12 protein-coding genes and 1 pseudogene are annotated in these 12099 nt (G+C 38.6%); 7 read left to right on the top strand and 6 right to left on the bottom strand.

The window, feature by feature from the left end:
* Nucleotides 1-86: 86 nt before the first annotated feature.
* The 3 genes and pseudogenes from FLK20_RS22025 to FLK20_RS20100 form a co-directional block, all read right to left on the bottom strand.
* Nucleotides 87-164: pseudogene (locus tag FLK20_RS22025) on the bottom strand (YjcZ family sporulation protein); the annotation flags it as partial.
* Nucleotides 165-630: 466 nt separating this feature from the next.
* Complete coding sequence (lepB, locus tag FLK20_RS20105; RefSeq protein WP_152658386.1) at nt 631-1155, bottom strand: signal peptidase I; 525 nt, start codon at nt 1153-1155, stop codon at nt 631-633.
* A 114-nt stretch (nt 1156-1269) separates the two neighbouring features.
* Nucleotides 1270-2427 carry an aminotransferase A gene (locus FLK20_RS20100; protein WP_152658385.1) on the bottom strand — a complete coding sequence of 386 codons (1158 nt, stop codon included), beginning with the start codon at nt 2425-2427 and terminating at the stop codon, nt 1270-1272.
* A gap of 104 nt (nt 2428-2531) precedes the next feature.
* Here FLK20_RS20100 and FLK20_RS20095 point away from each other — a divergent pair, with 104 nt between their 5' ends.
* Both FLK20_RS20095 and FLK20_RS20090 read left to right on the top strand, forming a co-directional pair.
* Nucleotides 2532-2696, top strand: a complete 165-nt coding sequence (locus FLK20_RS20095; RefSeq protein ID WP_152658384.1) for an FbpB family small basic protein — start codon at nt 2532-2534, stop codon at nt 2694-2696.
* A 173-nt stretch (nt 2697-2869) separates the two neighbouring features.
* Nucleotides 2870-3193: a hypothetical protein gene (locus FLK20_RS20090; protein ID WP_152658383.1), complete on the top strand. Its 324-nt coding sequence runs from the start codon at nt 2870-2872 to the stop codon at nt 3191-3193.
* A gap of 302 nt (nt 3194-3495) precedes the next feature.
* On the opposite strand, the gene FLK20_RS20085 is transcribed toward FLK20_RS20090, so the two are convergent.
* The 3 genes from FLK20_RS20085 to FLK20_RS20075 all read right to left on the bottom strand — a co-directional run bounded on the left by FLK20_RS20085 (nt 3496) and on the right by FLK20_RS20075 (nt 6087).
* Nucleotides 3496-3966, bottom strand: coding sequence for a YkyB family protein (locus FLK20_RS20085; RefSeq protein ID WP_152658382.1), 471 nt, complete (start codon nt 3964-3966; stop codon nt 3496-3498).
* A 244-nt stretch (nt 3967-4210) separates the two neighbouring features.
* Nucleotides 4211-4783 carry an SCO family protein gene (locus FLK20_RS20080; protein WP_152658381.1) on the bottom strand — a complete coding sequence of 191 codons (573 nt, stop codon included), beginning with the start codon at nt 4781-4783 and terminating at the stop codon, nt 4211-4213.
* Nucleotides 4784-5238: 455 nt separating this feature from the next.
* A complete protein-coding gene (locus FLK20_RS20075; RefSeq protein ID WP_152658380.1) occupies nt 5239-6087 on the bottom strand; it encodes a metallophosphoesterase in 849 nt (282 codons plus the stop codon).
* Between the two features lie 623 nt (nt 6088-6710).
* Between FLK20_RS20075 and cbpB the strand changes: the two genes are divergently transcribed.
* From cbpB to FLK20_RS20050, 5 genes are all read left to right on the top strand, one after another.
* Entirely contained in the window at nt 6711-7160 is a 450-nt protein-coding gene (cbpB, locus tag FLK20_RS20070; protein WP_152658379.1) for a cyclic-di-AMP-binding protein CbpB, read from the top strand.
* Nucleotides 7161-7428: 268 nt separating this feature from the next.
* Nucleotides 7429-8136, top strand: coding sequence for a 2,3,4,5-tetrahydropyridine-2,6-dicarboxylate N-acetyltransferase (gene dapD / locus FLK20_RS20065; RefSeq protein WP_152658378.1), 708 nt, complete (start codon nt 7429-7431; stop codon nt 8134-8136).
* Nucleotides 8137-8152: 16 nt separating this feature from the next.
* Nucleotides 8153-9271, top strand: a complete 1119-nt coding sequence (locus tag FLK20_RS20060; RefSeq protein WP_152658377.1) for an N-acetyldiaminopimelate deacetylase — start codon at nt 8153-8155, stop codon at nt 9269-9271.
* Between the two features lie 275 nt (nt 9272-9546).
* Entirely contained in the window at nt 9547-9990 is a 444-nt protein-coding gene (locus tag FLK20_RS20055) for a TlpA family protein disulfide reductase (protein WP_194165707.1), read from the top strand.
* A 352-nt stretch (nt 9991-10342) separates the two neighbouring features.
* Nucleotides 10343-12091 (top strand): ABC transporter ATP-binding protein, encoded by a 1749-nt coding sequence (locus FLK20_RS20050; protein WP_152658375.1) that lies wholly within the window; start codon nt 10343-10345, stop codon nt 12089-12091.
* Nucleotides 12092-12099: the final 8 nt, after the last annotated feature.

Below are 12099 nucleotides of genomic sequence, written 5' to 3'. Positions count from 1 at the left end.
AGCTTTCCAGAACCCCCTGCATAGCAGGGGGGTTTCAAAAACATTTAAAAAAATGGCCTGTGCCTGCAGCACAAGCCATTTTCTGATTAGCAGTAAAATGCAGCTCCAACGATGATTAATAAAATGAAAAGAACAACAATCAGCGCAAAGCCGTTTCCGTAGCCACAGCCGCCACCATAACCGTAGCCACCACCATATCCATAGCCCATGCTTTTCACCTCCTGAACTTACAGTATTACTGTATGCAAATAGATAAAATGTGTATAGACATTTGCCCTAATTCTTTTTTTACATAATGCTTTATTTCAGGAAAATGATTACACCAGGTGATACAGGAAGAGAAAATGACTTCGTCGGCGAGCCGTAATTATATTTTTACTTTATTTTATACGGAGATATTGATAAGATGGAATTAGATTAGTGAAATAATAAAATCATATATTGTACATATCGAAGGGAGTGCTTTTGGGATGGAAATGCTTTTTGGTGTAGTATGCTTTGCAATCCTCGTGTTGAATATTGGTTATTGTGTTATGGATAGAGAATAGTCCCTTTATCATTGTAAAAGCAGAAAGCTGCTTCTTTTTTCTGAAAGAGGATTTTCAAAAAAAGATATGCAGCTCTCTGCTTTTATTCTATCCAGCCAAATTTATTGAATGGATAAATAATCAGCTCTGATTTGCCGATAATATCCCCCCGTGGAATAAATCCGAGTCCATTACGGCTGTCTTTACTGATCAGCCGATTATCTCCCATTACGAAATAATTCCCCTCAGGAATTTCTATAGGGCCAAAACTATTGGTCTGGGCAATGACGTCATCACTTAAAAAATGCTGCTGATAAGCCTCGCCATTAATATATAATTGACTATTTTCAATTTCTATCGTTTCCCCAGGCATCCCGATAATGCGTTTTACATAGTTTTTCGGAGGCTGATGAATAATGACCACATCACCCCGGGCAGGATCGTCTACTGTGTAAACAATTTTATTAAAAATCACACGCTCTCCATCTTGAAGTGTGGGGTACATACTTTCTCCTTCTACAATGGAAGTAGCAAAAATAAATGTTCTGAGAAAAAATGCAAGCATCATCGTAATAATAATCGCTTTTATCCAGCCTATCCATTCTTTTTTTTGTTTGATATTTTCCACATACTCATCTCCAAAAAGTACTTAATCTCTTTTATCGTAGCATGCCTACGCAATAGGGCGCAAACATGCTAATGGAAATGCTGAAAAATATGGAATGAAAAGACAGGATGCTGTTTATTTTTTACTTAACAAGTATGCTTCCAGCCTATCCAGTCCTTCTTTTAGAATGTCTTCGTGATAGGCGTAGCTTAGCCGCATATAGCCTTCCCCATCTTTAGAGAAACTGGTTCCTGGAACAAGAGCGAGCTTGGCATCACGGACTAAGGATTGCCCCAGGTCAAATGAATTCAGATTATCTAATTGGAGCTTCGGGAACATATAAAATGCACCCTGCGGCTGTTCAACCTCTAATCCTATTTTTACCAACCGTTCATATACGTAATCTCGGCGTTTTTTAAAGACCTGCTTAATATGTGCTGTATGCTCCTGATAAGTCGTCAATGCTTCTAAGGCAGCATATTGGCTGATCGACGCAGCACAGGATACATTGTATTGATGCACCTTTAACATTTGTTCAGATATCCACTCTGGAGCAAGTGTGTAGCCGATACGGAAGCCTGTCATAGAATGTGATTTGGATACACCATTAATCACGATAGTCTGGTTTTTTAAATCCGAAATGGAAGCAATCGATGTATGGGCAAAATCGAATACAATTTCACTATAAATCTCATCGGATAAAATAAATATTTCTTTTCCCTTAAGTACCTCCGCAAGTGCTTGCAATTCTTCCTCAGAATATGCGGCGCCTGTCGGATTGGATGGAGAGGGAAGTACAACACATTTTGTTTTTTCTGAGATAGCATCTGCTAATATATCAGGAGTAAATTTAAAGCCTGTATGGGTTGTGTTTACATGAATCGGTTTAGCACCAGCCAGCGTAATTAATGGTTCATAACCAGGATAAATAGGGCTTGGTAAAATAACCTCATCTCCTGGTGCAAGAATGGTTCTAAAAGTAATATCGATCGCTTCCGACGCACCTGAGGTAACAATTATTTCGGACTCGGGGCGGTAATCCAATCTATAATTTGTTTTGTAAAAATGATGTATCGCCTTCCGTAAATCAAGAATCCCCTGATTTGGCGTATACGTTGTAAGGTTATTCTCTATAGCCTGAATACCTGCTTGCTTAACATTATCCGGGGTATGGAAATCGGGCTGGCCGATGGTTAAAGAAACGATATCCTTTTCACCGGAAACAAGATTAAAAAATTTGCGAATCCCTGATATTTCAATTTTTTTTACGTTATTATTTAATAAATGCTTCAATATAATCACCTTCGCTTAAAAGTTTCAATAAATGTTCAAATAATTTGGATTAATATGAACAAAATAGGGTATAATGGAAATAAAGAATGAAAGGAGAATACAATATGCGACCAAGATCTCTGAATTTTGAACAGCTGGTTGATATGAACAGACAAGAATTATTAAACGATGAAAAAAGTATATCACAAATTGAAGAGAAGTTAGAAAAGAAACAGGAAGCTTTTTTATTGAATCATAAAAAGAATAAAAAAGAACTAACCGCTGAGTAGGGGAATCCTTGCTAAAGCGGTTTTTTTACTGTAACTGTGAAATGTCAGGCAGGTACTGTGCAAATGTTCAATGATACTGCTTCCATGCAGCAGGGAGTGTTTTCCACCGGTATAAAATAAACTGGAAGTGACGAAACTAAGCAGCAAAGGATTCTGGAGGAAAAGGTGAGAATATGCTGCTATCAGGAATTGTATCTATAGGAAATATTGGGATTAATATCGCTTATATCTATGTCAGTGTGATGCTTTTATGCAGTCTGGCAGTCTACTTTATAATGAAAAAAATATATAAGTGGGCGATAAAAAAGCAAATGCTGCGCTTTCTTGCTTATATTGGTGCAAGTATTGTTGTCATTGGTATAACGATTATTTTAGCCATGGTTCAGGAAAGAGCTGCCTGGCACTTTGTAAGGTCAGCCATGCAAAGTCTTGCTGTTTTAGGGGCAGGATTGGCAGTTTTCCCGTTACTGCATCAATTTTTATTAAAAAGAAAATAAAATATTCCATAAGTACGTGTTCAAAAAGTCTGATAAAAAGGATCAAGTCGGCTAAGGTCTCAGGCGTCCTGGGGCCTGAGATTACTCACGCCGCCCGCCGTAAAGAGTGGCTGCAACACCGACACTAGCACATCCTGTGCGTTCTTAGTAGAAGTTCCTTTTTATACCGAATCATTTTTGTTGAACTTTTTGAACATCCTCTATAACAAACTTCACTTATTTTAGTGCTTGACCACAAAAGATATTTATAAGTGTGAACATCCTTTAAGCTAACTAAGCTTATTCTAAATATCCAGCAGCCTTTATCTCTTTTTAGAGCGTGCAGGAGGCCAATCCATTTTTCCTAAGGAAGAAGGTACGTAATAGCTGGAATGCTGCTTTTTGGCAGTGGGGGACTTTGGTTTTTCTTGCTTCCAGTTAATATATTGGCAGATAAGCCGCTTTGCTTGAGATAAGGACATTTTTACCGGTGGATTGCGGTAGCTTTGATCTAAAGCACCTAGATGTTTCAGCTGTTTTAGATCTTCTTTAACAGGGGGAATATGGAAACAATAGTCTCCTACTTTAATAAGCACAGTAGAATGCTGATTACTGAGCTTAGGATGGTCTGAAAAATGGAGCCCTTTTTTAAATGCTTTGTTCTCTTTTAATAATTTTTCAATGGCTTGCTTCTTTAGTTGGTATAGCTGCTTTGGCTCGGGAGCTGTTTTAGCATGCTTGTTAATAACAAATAAAGCCTGTGCAAGCTTTTGAATCTCAACTTCGTGTTTCATTTTTTGTCTCTCCTTTTAAAAAAGGATTTCAATCAATCTATTTTAAGTAATACTCTAACTTAAAATTTATGGAATTTCAATACTATATCGAAAAAATACGAACAAATGCCCTTGTTTTGTTAGGGTGAAGAAAGCTTTGGAAAGAAAAAAAGACCATAGCTTCATGACTAAGGCCTTTTAGGTAGTGCAGTGAACAGATTTCTTTTGGTGGAGCAACATATTTTTTATTGCATCTGGAGGTTATTTAGTTTACCTTTTTTAAATCGGCGAGGATGGCTTCCATGTTGTCGATTTCAACACCATCATAATTTTTAACAACTTCTCCTTCCGGGCTGACTAAAAAGAAGGATGTCCCGTGGATGACCTGATCATCGCCTTCTGCCGGAGCTTGAACGAGATTTCTAAAATGCTTAATGGAAAATTCACGGATTGTTTCAAAGTCGTACCCTGTTACAAAAGACCAATTAGCAAAGTCTGCATCGTAATTAGAAGCATATTCCTTTAACACCTCAGGAGTATCGAAATCTGGATCGACGCTAAAGGAAACAAGCTGTGCATCGATACCTTCTTCCTCCATCATCGATTGCAGATGAGCCATATTATATGTCATCGGCATACAGACAGTTGTGCAGTTTGTAAAGATAAAGTCAGCGACCCACCATTCTCCCTTTAAATCGTCCAGAGTGAGCTGCTCCTCATCCTGTGTTGTGTACTCAAAATCGGGAACTTGTTCTGACATGGTTGTTTCAATTGCATAACTTTGCCCGCATCCAGCCAATACAAAAAATAAACCAATAAGTATTAAATAATTTCTCATAGCATTAAATCCTTCCCTGCGATAACTTATGTTCATTATAGCATTGGAAAAAAAGGTGAGAAACCATCTCATATGAAGGAATTATGACATTTTTAAATAAGTTTTGCTCAAGTTTCTGCTTTTAACACCCGCCTTTGAAGTTTGGCATGCCAAGTTTCTTAGAGAAAGCTTCTATAAGAGGATGTTCAAAAAGTACAATAAAAGTGACACGACGGGAAAGTGAACTTCCACTAAGAACATCAACATCGTGTGGGCAACGTAGAAGCCACTGCATCCTGCGGAAGTGCGTTGACGCACAAATGTTTTTCGATGGGGCGAGTAATCGCAGTCCCAGTCCCAGGACGTACTAATGTCGGTGTTGCGACAACGCTTTACGGTTGGGGGAGTAATCTTATGCTCCAGGACGTCGCGTTCTTAACCGACTGATCCTTTTTATCGAACTTTTTGAACACGCACTATAAGGAATGCAATGTAAATACATGCAGCTCCGGTTTACAAAAAAATCGATAAGGTAAGCGGGTTGTTCCAATCCCGCTGTTCACATAGAGCGTCAATCTATCTGAAATGGTATACTTCCCTTGAACATACTTTTCTGCATATGCAGGTGTGTATAAGTCACCGATAAATGGCAGGCGGACCTGGCCTCCATGACTATGCCCCGATAATTGAATATCTACTGGATAATTCTTTACGGTATCAGCAAGGTCAGGTTCATGAGCCAGAAGTATAGTGAAATCAGAATCGTTTCGTTCTTCAAGAGCCTGACTAATATCAGGGTTTCCCAGCATAGCATCATCCAGTCCTGCTAAGATGAAGGATGCATCCTCCCGCTCAATACGGGAAGCACTGTTTTGCAATAAGGTAAAATCAGCTGCTTCAAAGGTTTCGTATAAAATATCCGTTCCATAGCCTCCATGATCATGATTTCCATATATCCAATACTTCCCTTCTCGCGCATCTAACTTTTGCAGTAAATGAATGAGCTTGTTATTCCAATGATAATTATTAGGCTCATCAACCAGATCTCCAGTAAACAGAATTAAATCAGGCTCCAGATTATTAATCTTTGAAACAAGTGTTTCTAGCTGTTCTAAATCATAATGAAAACCTAAATGTGTATCGGAAAATTGAACGATTTTAAACTGATTAAAAGCGTTGGGAATTTGCGGAGATGTAATGGATTCTTCTGTGATTTTCAGTAGAGAAGGTTCTATCTCACGGGCGTAAAAATAAGTTCCGCCGCTTAAGCCAAGTAATGTCAATAAGCTTCCTAAAGACCTTTTTAAAAATGTTCTGCGATTCATAGTATAATTTCCTTTCTGAATAACCCGATACGAAAATTATAGCACGGATAGGTGACTTTTTTCATTTTGCAAATAAGAAAGTTTTATTGCCATCTTATTTGGATCAGACGAACGAACTGAATAGGTCGAGTAGATGCAGCCTGATCTTTTTACAATCTTTAAAGGAGTGACTTGCAAAGTTTTTCTACAGTAAAGAAAGGTTATAAAATAAGTTAAACGCTACCGATTCCTGTAATGGGCTCCTTTCATCAAAAATCATTGTGGTGGACATATCTTTATGGCAAGAAAGGCATGCTTTTAAAAATGCAAAACGGGTAATTCTTCAAACAATCTATATTTTTCCAATTTAGGAATCTGTTGATGCTATCATTGTGAGAGAAAAGAGGAAGTGTGTTAAACTAGTAATGTGTATAATTAAAAAAGGTATGGAATATGCTTTAAGGTTGGCGGCTGATACATTATTGTACGAATAAATAATGCATATGAACTTTGCAATGAAGGTATAAGGCAGTTATTGAAGCAGTAAATTTGTATATACTGAATTGTTTTTACAAAATACTCAAATTCATCATCATCATCATTGAATAACCACCAGTTTTTTTATGAAGAAGGGGGTAGATAAGGTGAGCGCAACGCAAGATAAGCAATTGACAGATGTTAAGATTAGTGAAGTCCTTATACCTGCTGAAAAGGTGGCACATGTCCAGCTTAATAATCCTTTAGAGCATGCTTTACTGGTATTAATGAAATCCGGCTATACCGCAGTGCCCGTACTTGATGCAACCTATAAATTTGCCGGAATTATCGGTAAAACCGTTATCCTTAATGAGGTCCTGGGTATAGAAAGCTTTGAGATGGAACGCTTATCAGAAATCCGGGTGATGGATGTTATGGCCAGCGACGTACCAACCTTAACAAGAGAAAACAGTTTATTAGATGGTCTGAATGCTTCTATTGACCATCCATTTGTATGTTTGGTTGATACAGATGGTTATTTTGACGGTATTTTAACAAGAAGAGCAATCTTAAAGCAGGTCAAGAAAGATATTTATATGAACGCATATAAAAAATAATAATAGAGTCTCCCTAAAGCACAGAAGATAGGATATTGTTTTTCTTCTGCTTTAGGGGTTTTTTCTATCTAATTGAGATTGATAAAGGTTTAATCAAAGAGATATATGGTGAGGAATTCCTGCTGAGAGTATTTGCATTGTACGGGTAACGTAGAATCACCTGAACCCTGTGAAAGCTCGTTCGCTTTTCTGATGATTTTAGTTGCCGATAAAGGTGTCGTCTGCTAAAGTAATAAAGAGATGATAGAAAATGGAGGAATAGTTAACTATGGATGCAAATGAAATTATACAGTTTATTTCTAATAGTAAGAAAAGTACCCCTGTGAAGGTTTATGTGAAGGGAGATTTGGACAAGCTTCCTGAGCAGGATGGGATTAAAGCATTTGTTGATGTGAAAAGCGGTACATTGTTTGGTGAGTGGAAAGCAGTAGAGCAATTCTTAAAAGAGAATGAAGCAGTTATCGAAGACTATGTGATAGAAAACGATCGCCGTAATTCTGCAATTCCAACACTGGACTTGAAAAATATCAATGCGCGTATTGAGCCGGGTGCTGTCATTCGTGACCAGGTAGAAATTGGTGATGGTGTTGTTATTATGATGGGTGCATCGATTAATATCGGTGCTGTTATCGGCGAAGGAACGATGATTGATATGAATGCAGTGCTTGGCGGAAGAGCGACAGTAGGTAAGAACTGCCACATTGGTGCAGGCACTGTGCTGGCTGGTGTTATTGAGCCGCCTTCTGCAAAACCGGTTGTTGTAGAAGATGATGTGGTTATTGGTGCGAATGTTGTTGTCCTTGAAGGAATTACGATTGGAAAAGGTTCTATTGTCGCAGCAGGGTCTATTGTTACAAAGGATGTAGAGCCGAATACATTGGTCGGTGGTACACCTGCCCGTATTTTAAAAGAGATTGATGAGCAGACAAAATCCAAGACAGAAATTAAACAAGAGCTTCGTAAATTAGATAACTAAGGCAGATGAGGACTTTATGACAGCATTCGATTTGCAAACGATCCGCAGGGAGCTGCACCAAATTCCTGAATTAGGCTTTAAGGAAGAGAAGACGCAAGAATACCTGCTGGCAAAAATCGGGGAAATGGCGACAGATCGTGTTAAAATTAAAACCTGGCGGACCGGTATTTTCGTCCATGTATCTGGAACCAACCCTGCAAAGCGGATTGGCTTCCGAGCAGATATAGACGGTCTGCCGATTTTAGAAGACACCGGTTTTGAATTTTCTTCCACACATGTCGGGAGAATGCATGCCTGTGGACATGATTTTCATATGACGATTGCCTTGGGAACACTCAAAAGAATAATTGCGCAGCCCGTAAAAGATGATGTTTTATTTATTTTTCAACCGGCAGAAGAAGGACCAGGCGGTGCTAAACCGATGATCGGGTCAAAGGAATTTCTCGACTGGAAGCCGGATATCATTTTTGCATTGCACATAGCTCCGGAATTAGCAGTTGGTCAGGTATCTTCAAAGCCGGGACTTTTATTTGCAAATACAAGTGAGCTGTTTCTTGATTTCAAAGGGCTTGGCGGACATGCTGCTTATCCGCATTTAGCAAAGGATATGACCGTGGCGGCAAGTAATTTTGTTGTCCAGCTTCAGCAGATAGTTTCCCGGGGGCTGAATCCTTTAGATGGTTCTGTTGTGACGATTGGAAAAATGGAAAGCGGGTTTGTTCAAAATGCCATCGCAGAGACAGCACGCTTGGAAGGAACGATCCGGACGACAGAGGCTTCCTCAATTGTCCTGGTGAAGGAAAAGCTGGAGAAGCTGATTAAAGGCTTTGAAATAGCATATGATTGTCAAATTGATGTAGATTATGGAGCAAACTATTATCAAGTAGTAAATGATGAAAAATATGTAGAGCTCTTTAAAGAATCGCTGGCTACGACGGATATCACCTATATTCAGGCCTCGGCGGCAATGACTGGAGAAGATTTTGGAGATATGTTAAAAGAAATTCCGGGCTTTATGTTTTGGCTCGGCGTGGATTCTCCGTATGGACTCCATCATGCGAGGCTAAGCCCGAATGAAGCTGCACTTTCTGTCGGGGTGGAAGCGGTAGAAACTTTTATCCGGTCATTTGATTAGCTTCGGATAGATATCATGTCACTTTTATAAAAAGATTTTCTCTTATCAGATGGAGAAAATCTTTTTATTTTTACACTTTAAGAATGGAAGTATAAAGAATCTAAGGAAAAAAGTATAAGTGCAGCGGTTTTGATAGGACGAGTAATCGCGGTCCCAGACCCTAACTAAGGCATTCGCCAAGCTTTCTTTATGATGAATCTTTCGTGATAAAACAAATGCATACATTTTTCTCCTTCGTCATATATCAGTTAAGAGTAAAAATAAGGAGTGACTTTATGCAGATGTATGATGTACTTCCTGATTTATCGGGATTCAAGCAATTGCCTGGGAGTAACCAGTCTCTGTTATTAGCCGGCGGAAAGCCAACCATTGTAGTCTTCTGGTCTGTGAGCTGTTCATCTTGCAGCTATTTTTTACAGAAGCTGACTGCTATTCCGGAAATAAAGTCAAAAAATGTGGTTCCAATTTTCATTCATACATATTTAGATAAGGAACAAATTAGTTTATCAGCAATAAAAAATAAGCTGGACCTGTTGTATTGTGATGCTGTTTATCTTGATGACATGGATGATCAGCTGGCTGATCTATTTCAATTCCGATATGTTCCTGCATTATATTTATTTGATAAACAGGAAAGGCTGCGATTTAAACAAATTGGGAAATCTTCAACAAGTTTGATCGAGCAGCGTTTGAAACGGTTATTAAATGCAAAGCAATAAATATAAGCCAATCGTCGCAGAAGAGGTCTTATCCATGATAAGGCCTTTGTTGTATGGAGATTTCAGTCTGCTGTATGATGTGCTTGATGGTCAGAATCAGTATACTGAAAGAGGGCGTTTAAAAGTCTAACCAAAATAATTGATGGGGGTGAATAGTCTTAGATCCATGACGTCGGGCTCTTAGCCGGCCGATCCTTTCTATCAAACTTTTTGAATGCGTACTAAAAAAGAAGATATTATCAATATCTAAAAATAATTTAAAAAAATTTTCAAAAAAAAAGCAAAACAGTAGAAATCTATTTCGGAAACCGTTATATTAGTTAATACGGATTAGTGAAAGGAGGAACAAATTTTGAATATTTTTAAAAAATTAAAGCGCTTCTATTGGCCATATAAGAAATACTTTATCTGGTCCATTATTTGTATGCTTATCGTTACATCTATTACAGTCGTTTATCCGATCATACTTCAAATTACGATTGATGAAGTCGTTGCTGAACAGAGATATGAATTGATTCCTTATATCTGCGGTGCATTTTTAGGATTAATGGTAGTGAAAGGCATTTCCACATTTTTCTTTCAGTATCTGGGTGATTTATTTGGGATGACTGCTGTATATAAGTTGCGTGAGTCTTTGTATGATAAGCTGCAATCACTTGCATTTAAGTATTACGATAATGCAAAAACAGGAGATATTATGTCCCGGCTGACTGCGGATGTAGAAGGGTTTCGCTTCTTTCTCTCCCTTGGTTTTGCGGAATTAATTCGTGTTGTTGCTCTGATGGTAATAAGTATTTCAGTAATGTTCTATTATTCTATTCCTCTTGCACTTATTACAATGGCCGCTATGCCATTTCTTGCATTTGTTGTTTATAAATTTGATAAACAGGTTCATCCCGCCTTTCGACATATTCGACGATCCTTTGGCAGATTAAATACGAGAGTACAGGAAAATATCAGCGGGATGAATACGGTTAAATCATTATCGAGAGAAGATTTTGAAATTGGAAGGTTTTCTGAAAGTAATGATAACTATCGCAAGAAGTATCTGTTTACTTCCGGGTTATGGGCGAAGTATTTTCCGGTAATGGAATTTATCGGGAATGTTAGTGCGGTTGTTTTATTAGCATTCGGTGGTTTTTTTGTTATAAATGGATCCATGACAACGGGACAATTAATGGCTTTTTTCAGTTTGGTCTGGTTTATCATGGGACCGCTTATGAACTTAGGATTTATTATTAATCAATTTTCCCAGGCAAAAGCATCGGGAGAGCGGTTGTTAGAGATACTGGAAGCGCTTGAGGATATTGAAGAAAAGCCTGATGCTGTCGATGCAGAAATTCAGGGTCATGTGACATTTAAGGATGTTACTTTAACATATATTGAGGAAGATGATGAAGCATTAAAGCATGTCAGCTTTGATGCCCCGCCAGGCAAGACAATTGGTTTAATCGGCGCGACTGGATCTGGAAAAACAAGTATTACCCAGCTTATTACCCGATTTTATGAGCCGGAAGAAGGGGAGGTTCTAATCGACGGACGTCCTGTTTCGGACTATAAGCTGAAAAGCCTTCGCAGTCAGATTGGTTTTGTTCTGCAGGAGCCATTCCTATTTTCAACTACAATTAAAGAAAATATTTCTTACGGTACACCGGGAATTCGTGAAGAAGACATTGTAGCTGCGGCAAAAATGGCGCAGGCACATGACTTTATCATGGAGCTTCCAGATGGCTATGACACACTCCTGGGCGAAAGAGGAATGGGCTTATCCGGCGGACAGAAGCAGCGGATAGCGATAGCCAGAGCCATTTGTATTGACCCGAGTATTCTCGTTTTAGATGATGCAACTTCTGCTGTTGACATGCAAACAGAGCATAAAATCCAAAAGGCTTTACGGGCAGTGATGAAGAACAGAACCTCCTTTATTATTGCGCACCGTATTTCTTCTTTAAAGCATGCAGATGAAATTTTAGTCCTGGAGGATGGTGAAATTGTTGAAAGAGGTACGCATGATTTCTTATTAAATAATAATGGACCGTATGAACGGATTTATAATATCCAGTATCAAGACCGCGAAGAGATTATGAGTGCGGTTAATTAAAGGGGGGG

Source organism: Oceanobacillus sp. CFH 90083 (assembly GCF_009389585.1).
In the GTDB taxonomy this organism is placed as follows: Bacteria; Bacillota; Bacilli; order Bacillales; family Amphibacillaceae; genus Oceanobacillus.
Note: the sequence above shows the minus strand (reverse complement) of the source record. Positions and strands in the feature narration are given on the sequence as shown.